Source organism: Arthrobacter sp. Soil764 (assembly GCF_001428075.1).
Classification (GTDB): Bacteria; Actinomycetota; Actinomycetes; order Actinomycetales; family Micrococcaceae; genus Arthrobacter.
In genome coordinates this window covers 93947-108298 of sequence record NZ_LMSI01000005.1, presented here as the reverse complement: position 1 = coordinate 108298, position 14352 = coordinate 93947, and the positions used below count along the sequence as shown (strand labels likewise).

12 protein-coding genes are annotated in these 14352 nt (G+C 64.5%); 4 read left to right on the top strand and 8 right to left on the bottom strand.

Annotated features, from left to right (window positions below; all coding sequences use genetic code 11):
• Window positions 1-91: 91 nt before the first annotated feature.
• The gene (locus ASG86_RS05360; protein ID WP_056331315.1) at window positions 92-1819 is read right to left on the bottom strand and encodes a purine-cytosine permease family protein; all 1728 of its coding nucleotides are present in this window, start codon (window positions 1817-1819) and stop codon (window positions 92-94) included.
• Between the two features lie 186 nt (window positions 1820-2005).
• On the opposite strand from ASG86_RS05360, the gene ASG86_RS05355 reads away from it, so the two are divergent.
• The 3 genes from ASG86_RS05355 (at window position 2006) to ASG86_RS05345 (ending at window position 3496) form a co-directional block, all read left to right on the top strand.
• A complete protein-coding gene (locus ASG86_RS05355; RefSeq protein ID WP_056331313.1) occupies window positions 2006-2440 on the top strand; it encodes a pyridoxamine 5'-phosphate oxidase family protein in 435 nt (144 codons plus the stop codon).
• 19 nt (window positions 2441-2459) lie between these two features.
• Window positions 2460-2903: a very short patch repair endonuclease gene (locus ASG86_RS05350; protein WP_056331310.1), complete on the top strand. Its 444-nt coding sequence runs from the start codon at window positions 2460-2462 to the stop codon at window positions 2901-2903.
• Window positions 2904-3085: 182 nt separating this feature from the next.
• Complete coding sequence (locus ASG86_RS05345; RefSeq protein ID WP_056331308.1) at window positions 3086-3496, top strand: Hpt domain-containing protein; 411 nt, start codon at window positions 3086-3088, stop codon at window positions 3494-3496.
• Here ASG86_RS05345 and ASG86_RS05340 read toward each other — a convergent pair.
• A complete protein-coding gene (locus tag ASG86_RS05340) occupies window positions 3469-4236 on the bottom strand; it encodes a response regulator transcription factor (protein WP_200946159.1) in 768 nt (255 codons plus the stop codon). The genes ASG86_RS05345 and ASG86_RS05340 overlap by 28 nt on opposite strands.
• Window positions 4237-4330: 94 nt before the next feature.
• Here ASG86_RS05340 and ASG86_RS05335 point away from each other — a divergent pair, with 94 nt between their 5' ends.
• Window positions 4331-5986, top strand: a complete 1656-nt coding sequence (locus ASG86_RS05335) for a sensor histidine kinase (RefSeq protein ID WP_056331305.1) — start codon at window positions 4331-4333, stop codon at window positions 5984-5986.
• A 30-nt stretch (window positions 5987-6016) separates the two neighbouring features.
• On the opposite strand, the gene ASG86_RS05330 is transcribed toward ASG86_RS05335, so the two are convergent.
• The 6 genes from ASG86_RS05330 to ASG86_RS05305 all read right to left on the bottom strand — a co-directional run bounded on the left by ASG86_RS05330 (window position 6017) and on the right by ASG86_RS05305 (window position 14220).
• The gene (locus ASG86_RS05330) at window positions 6017-7252 is read right to left on the bottom strand and encodes a 5-methylcytosine restriction system specificity protein McrC (protein WP_200946157.1); all 1236 of its coding nucleotides are present in this window, start codon (window positions 7250-7252) and stop codon (window positions 6017-6019) included.
• Window positions 7239-9470 (bottom strand): McrB family protein, encoded by a 2232-nt coding sequence (locus ASG86_RS05325; RefSeq protein WP_056331303.1) that lies wholly within the window; start codon window positions 9468-9470, stop codon window positions 7239-7241. The genes ASG86_RS05330 and ASG86_RS05325 overlap by 14 nt, the downstream gene beginning before the upstream one ends.
• Before the next feature lie 71 nt (window positions 9471-9541).
• Window positions 9542-9799, bottom strand: coding sequence for a hypothetical protein (locus ASG86_RS05320; protein WP_056331301.1), 258 nt, complete (start codon window positions 9797-9799; stop codon window positions 9542-9544).
• An 82-nt stretch (window positions 9800-9881) separates the two neighbouring features.
• Window positions 9882-10298 (bottom strand): acyl-CoA thioesterase, encoded by a 417-nt coding sequence (locus ASG86_RS05315; protein ID WP_056331299.1) that lies wholly within the window; start codon window positions 10296-10298, stop codon window positions 9882-9884.
• 110 nt (window positions 10299-10408) lie between these two features.
• Window positions 10409-12490: an ABC transporter ATP-binding protein gene (locus ASG86_RS05310; RefSeq protein WP_056331297.1), complete on the bottom strand. Its 2082-nt coding sequence runs from the start codon at window positions 12488-12490 to the stop codon at window positions 10409-10411.
• Window positions 12487-14220 carry an ABC transporter ATP-binding protein gene (locus ASG86_RS05305; RefSeq protein ID WP_056331295.1) on the bottom strand — a complete coding sequence of 578 codons (1734 nt, stop codon included), beginning with the start codon at window positions 14218-14220 and terminating at the stop codon, window positions 12487-12489. The genes ASG86_RS05310 and ASG86_RS05305 overlap by 4 nt, the downstream gene beginning before the upstream one ends.
• Window positions 14221-14352: the final 132 nt, after the last annotated feature.

The following is a 14352-nucleotide window of genomic DNA, read 5'->3' as shown; positions in this document are numbered from 1 at the left end:
TGGTTCTACCAGCCGGCCGGACTCACATAAAACTCAAAAGAGAAGGCCAGCGCATCAGATGCGCTGGCCTTCTCAACAAAAACTGTGGAAGCTAAGGCTGGGCCGGCAGCACCAACTCCCCCGTCTTGTCAGTGGACAAGGCGAGCGACGAAACGTACTGGATGGCGCCGTCGGGCCCGTCCTGTCCGGAACGCACCATGTCCGGCCGTTCAAATTCCAGCCCCGTCACATGGCACAGGAGCTTGGCGTCACTCGGGTTCCCGTCGGCGTCGAACATTGGCAGGTCGATCCCGTCGTCAAAACGCCGCAGGTAGAACAGCCCGCCCGTCAAAACGGCAAGCACCGGCGGCAGCACCAGCGCCAGGCCCACTGCGAAAATGGGCGAATACGGCTGGATCGCGGCACCGAACGCCCCAAAGAACACTGCGATGGAAACCCCGGCGGACACCAGCATGGACACGAACCCAACAGGATTCACCGCGTAGAGCATGCCGCGGCGGAATTCCGGCACCTTCGGTGAGATCTTGAGCAGGTACTTGTTGATTGCGATATCGGACGCCACCGTGACCACCCATGCCATGGCGCAGTTGGCGTAGAACCCGAGGATGGTATTGAGGAAGTCGAACATGTTCGCTTCCATCAGGACCAGCGCGATCAGCAGGTTCACCACGACGAACACCATCCGGCCCGGGTACGTCTTGGTGATGCGCGTGAACGAGTTGGTCCACGCCAGCGAGCCCGAATAGGCATTGGTGACGTTGATCTTGATCTGCGAGATGACCACCAGCACCACGGCCAGCGTCATGGCCAGCCAGGCCGGCATCATCTCCTGGTAGACGCCCAGGAACTGGTGCACCGGCTCGTTGGCGGTAGTTGAGGCGGCGGGATCCAGCGTGGCGATCAGGTAGATGGCGATAAACAGGCCCACAATCTGCTTGATCGCACCAAAGATCACCCAGCCCGGACCTGCGAGGATCACTGCACGCCACCAGGCACCCTTATTGGCATCCGTGCGGGGCGGCATGAACCGGAGGTAGTCGATCTGCTCGGCGATCTGCGCCATGAGGGACAGGCACACGCCGGCGGCCAGCATGACGGACGCCAGGTTCGGTCCACCGTCACCGGACGCACCCGTGTACGCGAAGAAGCTGTCAATGCTCTCCGGGTGCGAGACCAGCAGGTATCCCACGGGAACCACCATGAGCAGCAGCCACAGCGGGGTGGTCCACACCTGCAGCTTGGCCAGGGTGTTCATCCCGTAAATCACCAGCGGAATGATGATGACGGTGGAGGCTGCGTACCCCAGCCACTGCGGGATGCCGAGCCCCAGCTCCAGCCCCTGCGCCATGATGGAGCCCTCCAGCGCGAAGAAGATGAAGGTGAAGGTCGCGAAAATGACATTCGTGACCACCGACCCGTAGTAGCCGAAGCCGGATCCGCGGGTGATCAGGTCCAGGTCGATGTTGTACCGGGCAGCGTAATAGGCCAGAGGGAATCCGGTGGCGAAGATGACGACGGCGGCCACCAGGATTCCCAGGATCGCATTGACCGTACCGTACGAGATGCCGATGTTGGCCCCGATCGAGAAGTCCGCCAGGTAGGCGATGCCGCCCAGCGCACTGGTGGCCACCACCCCGGCGCTCCACTTGCGGTAGGAGCGCGGTGCAAACCGCAGCGTGTAGTCCTCCAGGCTTTCCTTGGTGGCGTTGAGCGCGGCGGTGTTGCCCGCCGTCGTGCTTGCCGGAGAAGGTCCGACGACGGCGGCACCGGCAGGTGCCGCCGGCTCCAGTAGTTGCGTTGAATCCAAGTCGCTGCCCATTGGGTGCCTCGCTTTCGTTTGGATGATGCCGTCACGGCCCTGCGAGCGACGCTATCCAGCAGGAAAGACAGCACGGTCACAAGCCTGTTTCCGGAGTGTTAAGCCTTGACGGACCTGTCACAAAGAGTCGGAGGTGGGGGTACAAAGCCTCTGGCGCATTTCTACCCCTAGTAGAAGAATGACCGCATGATGTTTGAACACGCGGACGGCAATCCCGTCCTGGAACTCGATGATGAGCAGTCGTGGCGTCTGTTGGCGGCAACGCAGCATGGGCGGCTGGTGGTTTCTGTTGCAGGGGAACCGGACATTTTCCCGGTGAACTATGTGACCTCGAACCGAAAGGTTTATCTTCGGACGGCTCCGGGAAACAAGCTCGCGCAGCTCACCATCAACGCCCAGGTGCTGTTCGAAACGGACGGCATCCTGTCTCAGGAGGCCTGGTCCGTTGTCCTCAGGGGGACAGCACGGGTCCTCAGCAATTCGGATGAGCTCGCAGCCATTGAGCAACTCGGATTGAAGACCTGGGTTCCAACACTCAAGGACTTCTACGTGGAGATAGAACCGAAGTCCGTCAGCGGCCGGCACTTCGTGTTCGGCGAACAGCCCGAACGGGAGATCTAGGCCCTCCTAGACTGGAAGGATGGCGGACCGGCCCACTGCAGACAAGCTCACCCCCGAGCAGCGCAGCTGGAACATGTCCCGGATCCGCGGCAAGAACACCAAACCTGAGTTGCTGGTCCGCCGCCTCCTGCACGCCAAGGGCTACCGCTACCGCCTGCACGGCAGATCCGGCAGCACCAAACTGCCAGGCAATCCAGACCTCGTTTTCGCAGGCCGGCACAAGGTGATCTTTGTGAACGGCTGCTTCTGGCATTTCCATGACTGCAGGGTGGGCCTGCACGCGCCCAAAGCCAATGCCGACTTCTGGGCCGCAAAGCGCACCAGGACCCGCGAGCGCGACGAAGGCCAGCGCCGCCAGCTCGAAGACGCCGGCTGGGACGTACTGACGGTCTGGGAGTGCGAACTGAAGGACCGGTCTGCCCTCGAAACCCAGCTGGTGGACTTCCTCGAAACCGGCGGATGACGCAGGCTTCCCGGCGAAGCCACTGCTGCTGCATGGGCGGAATCTGATGCCCCATCAAGAAAACCGCAATTCTTGCCGGGTCTTCTGCAGGCTCAGGGGAACGGTCCTAACCTGAAAAGACGAAGCACCTCCGCATAGCCGCCGTGTTTCCCGGGTCCGCAATTCCAGCAGAAAGGAGTGTCATGAGCACTTCAGATGATGCGCCCAAACCGCTGGTTGACCAGTCCGTCCTGGACCGGTTGCGGGAAGAACTCGAGGAGGAAGAGGGGTACACCCTGGTCTTCGTCGGGAACTTCATTGAGCTCCTGCCACAACGGCTGGGCAAGTTGCGGCTGGCGCTGACCACCGGAGACCTCGACGGCTCCATGGACGCCGTGCTCAGCTTGAAAACGTCAAGCCAAATGGTGGGAGCCGAGCGGCTGGCCGGACTTGCCCTGGAGTTGGAGAACGAGATCCGGGCCCAGGCGCGCCACGCTGACATGTCGGTGGCACTGCCCAGGCTGGCGGCCACCTACCTGCGGCCCATCACCCAGTGCAGCAGGCAAACCACGCACCGGCTGCAGGCTCAGTGCTGCCCCGGCGCCAAGCGGTAGCCCACCCCACGGACAGTCTGCAGCCACCGCGGATGCTGCGGCGAGTCACCCAGCTTCTTGCGCAGGTTTCCCATGTGGACCTCCACGGAACGTTCGTCGGCCTCGCTGATGTAGCTGCCGACGTCGTAATCCTCGTCGCGGAGGCGCCGCACCAGGTCCGACTTGGTCCGGACCGTTCGGCCGGCTTCCAGGAGCGCGTACAGGAGCTCGAACTCCGTGCGGGTCAGGTTCATTTCTTTACCGTCGACGGCCACCGTGCGGGAAGCGTAGCTGAGCTCAAGGCCGTTGTGGCTGAAGTTTCCGCGTTCGGGGTGGGCAGTGCCGTCCGGGGAAGAAGCGTCCACCGCAACCTCAGCGGGGTCGGGAACGGAGCGCGGCCGCCGCATCATCGCTGCTACCCGGGCGCGCAGTTCCCGCGGCCGGAACGGCTTGGTGAGGTAGTCATCGGCACCCGATTCAAGCCCGATCAGGGTGTCCAGTTCCTCGGCGCGCGCCGTAAGCATCACGATGTAGGCATCGGAAAACTCCCGGATCTGCCGCGAAACCTCGAACCCGTCGATGTCCGGGAGCCCCAGGTCCAGGGTGATGACGTCAGGATTCAGGCTCTTGGCCATCAGGACGCCCTCGGCGCCGCCGCTGGCGACACTCACGTCAAAGCCAGCCTGGGTCAGCACAGTGCGAACCAGTTCCCGAATGTCGTGGTCATCCTCGATGACCAGACCCACACGTGCCTCACTCATAGAGCCCCCTCAGTGCCAACGTCAGAAGTATAGCTGGCTGCCGATATCCTGCTGCTATGGCCCTGCACACCCCGACATCCGCGTCTACCACGCCATGAGCAACCCCACGGCCTGGTCCTCCGGACGTCTGCGGTTTTTCAAGCGCCCCTTTCATGAATACCGGTTGACGGACCGGGTGGCCTTAAGCCAAATGCCGTTGTTCGTGACCACCATCCTGACTGCCCTGCTGGTGTGGGGTTTCTTCCCGGGCACCATGGACAACCCCCTGTTCGTCACCTTCCTCATCTCTCAGCTGGCCATCATGGCGCTTTGCTACCTCATCCCATGGGAGCGGCTGCCCTACACCAGCTTCCTGGCCATCCCGCTGCTGGATTTCTTCTCCATCGCGGCCGGCCGGGAAGGCGGCCAGGAAAGCCTAGCGGGCATCAGCCTGCTGGCCGTGTTCCCGGTGATATGGCTCTGCGCGTCCGGTTACTACCCGCGGGCTGCGTTGTGGCTCTCCTTCCTGGGACCGCTGGCCATCATCTGGGTGCCGTTGCTCCTGAAGGGGAACTACACGCCGCAGGACTTCGCCCGGTCGCTCCTGCTGCCGGTGATGATGCTGGGCATCGGCGTCTCCGTGAGCGTCCTGACCCTGAGCATGATGCGCCAGCAGAGCCAACTGGAGGAAAAGGACGAACAGCTGCGGGCCAACCTGCGCGTGAGTAAACGCCAGGAGTCACTGCTGAACACCGTGCTGGAGACCGTGCACCTGGGCGTGCTGGCCGTTGACGCCGACGGCCATGACGTCCTGATGAACCGGAAGCAGCGCGCCAACCACGAACTGGCGCGGCCAAAGGAAATTGCCGACCCCAACGAGTCACAGCTGCTGGTTTATGGCCCGGACCGGAAGACCCTGGTTCCCGTGGAGGACCGGCCGGTGCGCCGCGCCGTACTGGGCGAAACCTTCACTGACTACCTGGTGTGGCTGGGTGAGGGAAAGGACCAGCGGGCCCTGGTGACCACGGCGCGCGCCATGAAGGATTCCGACGGCAACTTCGCCGGCTCCGTAATCGTCTTCAGCGACGTGACGGACCTGGTGAACGCGCTCACCGCCAAGGACGACTTCGTCTCGAGCGTCTCCCACGAATTCCGCACACCGTTGACCTCCATCCTGGGGTACGTGGAGATCCTGCTGGCCGAGGACCCGGAAGGGCCCCAGAGGGACATGCTGGAGATCATCCGCCGGAATTCCGAGCGGCTCCTGACCCTGGTCTCGGACCTCCTGTCCAGCCGGAACGGCCAGTTGATCGTCACGCCCCACGCAGTGGATGTGGCCGAACTGGTACGCAGCAGCGTGTCCTCGGCGATCCCCCGGGCAGCCGCCGCCGGGGTTGAGCTGCGGGCCGAAGCGCCCAACCGCCTGGAGGCCCACGTGGACAGCGCCCGGATCTCCCAGGTCCTGGACAACCTGGTGTCCAACGCCATCAAGTACTCGCCTGATGGCGGCGAAGTGGTGGTGTCCCTGGCACAGGAGGACGGGCACCTCGCCTGCCGCGTCAGCGACACCGGCATGGGCATGAGCCCGGAGGACTCCTCCGAAGTGTTCGCCAAATTCTTCCGCACCAGCAGCGTCCGTCGCACGGCCATCCCGGGCGTGGGGTTGGGCCTGCCCATCAGCAAGGCAATCGTCGAGGCACACGGCGGCACCATCGGCGTGGACAGCACCTTGGGCGAAGGAACCACGTTTACGTTCCGTGTGCCGGTGTGAAAGGACGACGGCGACGGGCAGCCGGACGCGTCAGTCGTTCCGGGCTTGACGGACCACTTCGCCCCAGGATTGGCGGGCGAGTTCGCCGACGGAGGCCAGGATGGCCGACGGCGGCTGGCTGAGATCCAGCGGGAACTCCACGATGTCGATGTCGGTGTTCAGAATGCGGCGGAGTTTCACTTCGCCCCTGCCTGCGTAGACGAGCCAGGCGGCGGGTACCGCAAGCGCGGTGCAGTGGGCCAGCATTTGGTAGTGGTCGGCGGTGAGGGAAGCACCGGCATCCGAGGCCGCACGGTACTTTGCGTCGTAGGCCACCACCGGCCGGCCACCGAGCATGTGGACCGCATCCGGCCGCACTGACAGGCGGTCCGAATCACGCACCGCCTCACTGAGGAGGGCGTTGTACCGGAGACGCAGTTCTCCCGGATAAGCGGCCATCGCCGCGCGCAGGGCCGTCCCTACGAAGTCCTCGAACACCTGGGCCATGTCCACCGCGAACGAGGCCGTCTGATGCTTGCCCTCCCCGGCCTCGGCGGATGCGTTCCGCAGGATCAGCTCTGCCAGGCGCAGCACGGCGTGGTACCGCAGGTTCATCCTGGTGGGCTTCCACGGCGGCACCGGGGCGCCGGACGGAAGGTGCGTGACGGCGTCGAGCTTTCCCTTCAATTGCCGCAGCCGGCCCAGCACTTGGGGCCTGACCCCCGGCACCTGCCCCATGCGCTCCAGCGCGGCGCGCAGGATCCTGTTCTCCGCAATGTCCTCGGTGAACTCGTCGTAGGAGACCTCCAGGGGAACAAGCATCCCGGGACGGCGGGAGATCTGGTCCGAAATCCGGATCCTGCCCTTGACCGTCCGCAGCGACTCGTCCACGGTCAGGTAGCCCTGCAGCACGCCGCGGCCCAGGGCGCGCTCGGCCAGCTGCGCCAGCGATTCGGCCAGGGCGCTCCACAGGTCCCGGTCCTCGTCAGCGGCCACCAGGTCTGGCCGGAAGCCCTGCTCCCCCGCATAGCTGAGCAGGAACAGGAGCCGGCTGAGCCCCAGCCGGTCCTTGGGCCGGACGTCCAGCTGGATTGTGGGTGTCCGCACGGAGCCCACCTTGCCCACCGGCTCAATCCGGTACAGCCCCAGGCCCATGGGGGACGCCTTGGCCAGGCCGCTGGAGTTTAGGAAGGAAGCGCTGGGCGCGTCCAGCCGTTCCACCAGGCCGCCGGAGAGCTCATCCAGGACCAGGTGCCGTACGGACGCCCGGGGGTCAGCGCGCTGCAACGCGTCCCAGCAGCTGGTCCAGCCCGAAGCGCTCCTCCAGCTGCGCCCGGGTCAGTTGGCCGTGGTAGTGCTCCTCCAGCAGCGGCATCAGCTCGTACTTCCAGATCCGGCGCAGCCCGGCCGGGGTCTGGGCCGCAGGCTTCATGAAGTAGGACGGGCCGATCATCAGGTCGCGGTCCCACTCGTCAATGGCCTCGTTCAGCGCGTCCAGCAGCAGCGCCGGGGTGGTGTCCAGCTGCCTGGCCTGCAGGAACCGGAGCAGGGAACCCTTGACCGGCTCAGTCTGCGGGTGCAGCTCGATGAAGGAGAAACGCCGGCGGATGGCCGCATCCATCATGGCGATGGAGCGGTCCGCGGTGTTCATGGTGCCGATGATGTAGAGGTTGTCCGGCAACGTGAACGGTTCGTTGGGGCTGTACTGCAGATAGATCCGGTCATCCCGGTACTCCAGCAGGAAGTACAGCTCGCCGAACACCTTGGCCAGGTTGGCGCGGTTCATCTCGTCGATGATCAGGAAGTACGGCTTCTTCTCGTTGCCCGGCTTGGCGGCCTCCTCTGCCAGCCGGCGCAGCGGGCCGGCCACCAGTTTGAAGGACACCTGGCCCTCGTCCGTCTTGTCCGGCCGGTAGCCCTCGAAAAAGTCCTCATAGGCATAGGACGGATGGAACTGCACCAGCTTGACGCGCTCGTCAGTGCTGTCGTCCGCCAGTTCCGCTGCCAGGTGCTTGGCCAGGTAGGTCTTGCCGGTGCCCGGAGGCCCGTACAGGACCAACTGGCGGTTCTCCTCCAGCAGGTCCGCGATCTCCTGGAGCGGTTCCAGCTCCATATGCAGCGACGCCGCGAATTCCTGCGTCAGCGGGCGGAAGCCCTCCTGTACAGGAATGACGACGGCGGCACCGTCAGTGTCGCCGTCGGGCTCGGTTTCTGCCTCGGCAGGCAGCAGCGCCTGCAGCGCCTGCACCACCCGGGTCACGTCCACCACGATGCCGGGGGTGGCGAGTTGGCGCTGGACGTGCCTGGGAAGGCTGGTGGTGGTGTGCCCGTCGTCGAACCAGCGCACCTTGCGCCGCAGCCGGCGGTTGTCATCGTTGTACTCGGGCTCCCCCAGCACGCCGCCCAGCCGGACGCTCCCGGCATGCTGGTAGAGCACCAGGTCGCCGGGCTTCATGACGGTCAGGAAGGCAAAAACCGCGGTCTTGGTGTCCTCGCGCTCCACATAGCCAAGGTGCTTGTAGTCCTCGTCCACGGCGTGCTGGACCAGGCCGGCGGTGACGCCGGGGTCCAGGTGGCGGAGATGTTCGACGTCGAGGGTCACTTTCTCCTCTCCGTGCCAGGCTGTGAGGAGCTCGGCGTGGTCGCTGTGCGTACGGAGCAGCCAGGCCCGCCGGCCGGGGTCACCCACTTTGCGCCACTGGCTGACCAGCTGGCGGGAGTACCAGTCGATGCGCTGGCCGGCCTGCTCGTCCAGGTGCAGCCGGATGCGGTGGATGTCCGCAGTGATGTCCTCTTCGCTGTCGCCCTTGGCGCCGCCCACCAGCGAGGCGAACGCGTCCCGGATCTCCTGCCGCTCCACGTCCGCCACCACCGGCTCGAAGTAGCTGGGCCAGGCGAGGAACTCGATGCTGCGGCGGATGGCCGGCTGATCGTCCGGAGTGGAGGCGGCGAGCAGGTGGAACTGGAGCGGGTCCTTGATGGCGGCCTGCACCACGCTTGCAGGCCGCTGCGCCACGTTCTGCACAAACCGGCACAGCCACTTGAGGTGGTCCCAGATGGTCCAGTTGAATTCGGCGGTCCGGTCGCGGATCACGCCGTGGTCCGTCATGCCCGCATACAGCTCATCCGGAAGCTCCAGCGGCGGCTCCAGCCACCCGGCGGCCTCGGCCACGCGGGCACGCTTGACCTTCAGGGACTTCACCTCGTGGGCCAGCGGCAGTGACTGCAGGAACAGCAGCTCCACGGCCAGCTGCTTGGCCCCGCGGGTGGCGCCCTCCAGGTTTTCGCGGAGGTTGGTCATCATCGGGGCCTTGGAGTCGGCGATGCCCCGGTCCAGCCGGTCGAGCAACTCCGCCGCCGCCGGAACCGACCACGTCCTGGTGCGGCCGTCCAGGGGTGAAGCCTTCCCCTGCAGACCCGGCCCCAGCACGAACCATGCCGCATCCTCTATCTCCTTGGAGATGCCGAGGGCGCGGGTCATGGCAACAGTGGCAGTGGGGGTCATGCCCTCAAATTTACAGGGTTTAGCTGGGCGGCCGCTCCAAAGGGCGCGGCCGCCCTTCTGCCAGGCAGGGGCTACATGCCTGTGCCAGGCCGCTTCCTGCCGAAGACGAAGTACCCCATGGGGCCGATGAAATTGATGAAGGACGCCGCCCGCCACGCAGCCTTGGGCCCATTGATCAGCTCAGCGGGCCTGCGCGAGATGTCCCGCTGGGCAGCAACCAACAGGGACATCTGGACGACCGCCGTGATGATGATTCCCGCCTTACCGGACGGGGACATTTCCTTCCAAGTCTTCTTCTTCCTGCCGGCACTGATCTTGTTCCTGGCCATCGGGGCTTCCTTTCGAGTGGGTGGTTGTTCCAGTTGGTGGTTGTTCCAGTCCAGTGTGTCCAGTGCAGCCCTGTCCAGAGGCTTACTGCCTAAAGGGGGCCATCCGATCTTTCTGTTCCTGGGTGAGCCGTTGCACCCGGCCGGTGGCTTCGTCCACGAACGCCAGGTGGCTGCTGGCCTTCACACAGTCCTCACGGGTGACCGGGTCCTGGAGCAGGTAGTGGATGTCGAAACTGGCCCCCTTGACGGCACCAATCCAGACCTGCACCACGGCCGGAATGTTGCGGTACTCCAGCGTCCTGACGTAGCGGATCTTGTGGTCAACCACCAGCGCCAGGGTGCCCTCCGGGACGTCGTTGAACAGTGATACGGGAGGCTCAATTCCCGGAAGACCCGCGCCCCGGGGCGGCCCGAAGGCGGCGATCCGCGCCTCCTCCAGCATCCTCACGATCTGGACATTGTTGATATGGCCGTAGGCGTCCATGTCGCCCCAGCGCATGGGCACCAGGACCTCGATCCGGCCGCCGCCATGCTCCCCCGAGCCGTCCGCGGTTTCGTGTGCGTGGTCCTGCCGCTGCAGCCGCTGGGCTGCCTGGGCCTGCTGCGCGCTCAGCTGTGCACCGCCGTCGAATCATCCACCGGTACTTCCCCGGCGTCCGCCCCCGCGAACTGCGACATGTAGAGGCGGTGGTAAGCGCCTCCGGCTTCAAGGAGCACCTGATGGTTACCCTGTTCCACGATTCTTCCGTTCTCCATGACCAGGATGGTATCGGCATCACGGATGGTTGACAGCCGGTGCGCGATCACAAAGCTTGTCCGGTCCGAGCGCAGCGCCGCCATGGCCTTCTGCACCAGGAGTTCAGTGCGGGTATCCACGGAGCTGGTGGCCTCATCCAGGATCAGCAGCGAGGGATTTGCCACGAACGCCCGGGCAATGGTGATCAGCTGCTTCTCCCCGGCACTGACGTTGTTGCCTTCTTCATCGATCACGGTGTTGTAGCCCTCGGGCAGCGCCCGGACGAAGCGGTCCACGAAGGTGGCCTTCGCGGCGGCCATCACCTGTTCGTGGGTGGCGTCGAGGTTGCCGTAGCGGATGTTGTCGTAAATGGAGCCGCCAAACAGCCACGCGTCCTGCAGGACCATACCCACCTTGGAACGCAGCTCGGAGCGGCTGAGGTGGGTGATGTCCACCCCATCGAGCTTGATGGAGCCGGAGTTGAGCTCGTAGAACCGCATGACGAGGTTCACCAGCGTGGTCTTGCCGGCGCCGGTGGGGCCCACGATCGCCACGGTGTTTCCCGGTTCGGCCGTGAAGGACAGGTTCTCGATGAGCTTCCTGTCCTCCGTGTAGCTGAACGTGACGTTCTTGAAGTCCACGTGCCCGTCGGTCTTTGCGGGCAAGTGTTCGGTGGCTGTTTCGGCATCCTGTTCGTCGGCGTCCAGGAACTCGAACACGCGCTCGGAGGACGCAACGCCGGACTGGAGCATGTTGGCCATGCCCGCCATCTGGCCCAACGGCTGGGTGAACTCCCGCGAGTACTGGATGAACGCGGTGGCATCGCCCAGGGACATGGCACCGGATGCCACGCGCAGGCCACCCACCACGGCGATGCCCACGTAGCTGAGGTAGGACACGAACTGCATGACCGGGAAGATGATCCCGGACACGAACTGTGCTCCAAAGCTTGCTTCGTACAGGGCCTCGTTGCGTTCCTCGAAACGGGCCAGCATGTCCGCATCACGGCCAAAGACGCGGACAAGATCGTGCCCGGAGAAGGACTCCTCGATTTGGCCGTTCAGTGAGCCGGTGTTCTTCCACTGGGCTGCGAAGAGCTTCTGGCTCCGGACCCCGATCGTGCCCGCGGCCACGCCGGACAGCGGAAGGGCGACCAGCGCAATCAGCGCCAGCTGCCAGGACACGATGAACATCATGATCACAATGCCCACTACGGTCAGCACAGAGTTGACCAGCTGGGCAAAGGCCTGTTGGAGCGCCTGCTGGATGTTGTCGACGTCGTTGGTCACCCGGGACAGCACGTCGCCGCGCTGCCGCGTGTCGAAGTAGTTCAGCGGCAGCCGGTTCAGCTTGCTCTCGGTATCGTCACGCAGCCGCCGGATGACCTTCATGACGATCCGGTTCAGCACGTACCCCTGCAGCCACATGAAGATGTTCGACACGAAGTACATGAGCAGGACGATGGCGATGAGCATGCTGAGCTTGTCGAAGTTGATGCCGGTACCTGGCACCAGTTCCATGCGGGACACCATGTCCGCGAAATTGTCCTGCCCCTGCTGGCGCAGGCCGGATACGAACTGTTCCTTGCTTGCTCCCGCGGGCAGCTGCCGGCCCACTACTCCTGCGAAGATGACGTCCATGGCCTGGCCCAGGATCTTGGGGGCGATGACGTTAAGCACCACGGATATGACCACCAGGCCCACTACGGCGTAGATGCCCAACGCTTCCGGCTTGAGCAGACCCATGAGCCGTTTTGCAGAAGGCCAGAAATGCTCGGCTTTCTTGGCAGGCATGCCGCCGAACATATCCCCGTCCGCTTCAGAGGGCGTGAACTCCTCCTCGAAGAAGTCGTCATCCTCCGCTGCCCCTGCGCCCGGCTGCGCCTCCCCTGCCGGTGCCTGGGCTGACAGTGGCATTTCTTCCTCGGGGGTGGAGCCTTTCTTCCGGGGGCTCATGCCACTTCCTCCACACTCAGCTGGGACTCGACGATTTCCTGGTAGGTGGGCGAGGTTTCCAGGAGTTCCTCGTGCGTGCCGCGGTCCACGATCCGTCCGTTGTCCAGGACCAGGATTTGGTCGGCCTCGGTAATGGTGGAGATCCGCTGGGCCACGATGATCACGGTGGCGTCCGAGGTAATGCGCTTCAAGGCGGCACGCAGCCGGGCGTCAGTGGCGACATCCAGGGCGGAGAAGGAGTCATCGAACAGGTAGACACGCGGTTTGGTCACCAGCGCACGGGCGATGCACAGACGCTGGCGCTGGCCACCGGAGACGTTGGTGCCGCCCTGGGAGATCCGGGAATCGAGTCCGTTCTTCTTTTCCCGGACAAATGATTCACCCTGGGCTACCCTGAGCGCATCCCACAGTTCCTGCTCGGTTGCCTCGGTCTTGCCGAACCGGAGGTTGTGCTCGATGGTGCCGGAGAACAGGTAGGGACGCTGCGGCACCAGGGCGACGCGTTTGGTGATCTCCGCCCGGTCCAGCCTGTCCACCGGGACGCCGTCCAGCAGCACCTGGCCTTCTGCGGGGTCGTACAGCCGCGGCAGGAGGGACAGCAGGGACGTCTTGCCGGCGCCCGTTGACCCGATGATCGCGATGGTTTGCCCCGGACGTGCAGTGAAGCTGATGTTGCTGAGCACCGGTGATTCGGCGCCAGGGTACGCGAAAGTGACGTTGCGGTATTCGACCACGCCTTCCAGGGCGGCCGGCGCCACCGGGTGCAGGGGGTCGTGGATGGAAGGTTCGACGCCGAGCACCTCACCGATGCGGTCCGCGCAGACTGAGGCGCGCGGGATCATCATGGCCATGAACGTGCCCATCATGACGGCCATCAGGATCTGCAGCAGGTACTGCAGGAACGCGGTCAGCGACCCTACCTGCATGGCACCGGCGTCCACCCGCTGCCCGCCAAACCAGAGCACTGCGGCAGTGGACAGGTGCAGGATCATGCTGATGGCCGGGAACATCAGGACGAACAGGGCGCCGATGCGCAGCGAGACGTCCGTGAGTTCCTTGTTGGCCCCGCCGAACCGGTCCGTCTCATAGGGTTCGCGGACGAAGGCCCGGACCACCCGGATACCGATGATCTGTTCACGCAGGACGGCGTTGATCCGATCGATCTTCCGCTGCATCGAGCGGAACAGCGGCATGAGCCGGACCACCAGGTATCCCACCACCACGGCCAGCAGCGGGACGGACACCCACACCAGCCAGGACAGGTTGATGTCCTCCCGCAGCGCCATGATGATGCCGCCGATGCACATGATGGGGGTGGCAACCATGAAGTTCAGCCCCATCAGCAGGAGCATCTGCACCTGCTGGACATCATTGGTGCCGCGGGTTATCAGCGTGGGGGCTCCGAAGGTGTTGACGTCCTTGGCGGAGAAACTGGTAACTTTCCGGAATACTGCGCGGCGCAGGTCGCGGCCCACCGCCATTGCCGTCCTGGAGCCGAAGTAGACGCCGGCGATGGCCGCCGCCACCTGGGCGAACGCCACCAGGAGCATCACAGCGCCGGTGCGCCAGATGAAACCGGTGTCCCCACGGGCCACCCCTTCATCGATGATCTGCGCGTTCAGGCTGGGCAGGTAGAGGGCCGCGATGGTGGATGCGAGCTGGAAAATAACCACAGCAAGGATGTAGGGAAAATACGGTTTGGAGTAGCGCCGTATGAGCGTGAGGAGCATGGACTCAACTCTAGTGACGCCCACCGACATTGGGTCCCTGTGGATGCCACTTTTCCGACCGGAACTCCTGCGCGGAAGGGGGCCGGGGCCCGCAAACCGGCAACGGACAGTAAAAGCCGCAGCCCGCACCGG

Coding starts and splice junctions, on each gene's coding strand:
- ASG86_RS05360 (WP_056331315.1), bottom strand. CDS start 1,819: ATGGGCAGCGACTTGGATTCAACGCAACTACTGGAGCCGGCGGCACCT.
- ASG86_RS05355 (WP_056331313.1), top strand. CDS start 2,006: ATGATGTTTGAACACGCGGACGGCAATCCCGTCCTGGAACTCGATGAT.
- ASG86_RS05350 (WP_056331310.1), top strand. CDS start 2,460: ATGGCGGACCGGCCCACTGCAGACAAGCTCACCCCCGAGCAGCGCAGC.
- ASG86_RS05345 (WP_056331308.1), top strand. CDS start 3,086: ATGAGCACTTCAGATGATGCGCCCAAACCGCTGGTTGACCAGTCCGTC.
- ASG86_RS05340 (WP_200946159.1), bottom strand. CDS start 4,236: ATGAGTGAGGCACGTGTGGGTCTGGTCATCGAGGATGACCACGACATT.
- ASG86_RS05335 (WP_056331305.1), top strand. CDS start 4,331: ATGAGCAACCCCACGGCCTGGTCCTCCGGACGTCTGCGGTTTTTCAAG.
- ASG86_RS05325 (WP_056331303.1), bottom strand. CDS start 9,470: ATGACCCCCACTGCCACTGTTGCCATGACCCGCGCCCTCGGCATCTCC.
- ASG86_RS05320 (WP_056331301.1), bottom strand. CDS start 9,799: ATGGCCAGGAACAAGATCAGTGCCGGCAGGAAGAAGAAGACTTGGAAG.
- ASG86_RS05315 (WP_056331299.1), bottom strand. CDS start 10,298: ATGCGCTGGGGCGACATGGACGCCTACGGCCATATCAACAATGTCCAG.
- ASG86_RS05310 (WP_056331297.1), bottom strand. CDS start 12,490: ATGAGCCCCCGGAAGAAAGGCTCCACCCCCGAGGAAGAAATGCCACTG.
- ASG86_RS05305 (WP_056331295.1), bottom strand. CDS start 14,220: ATGCTCCTCACGCTCATACGGCGCTACTCCAAACCGTATTTTCCCTAC.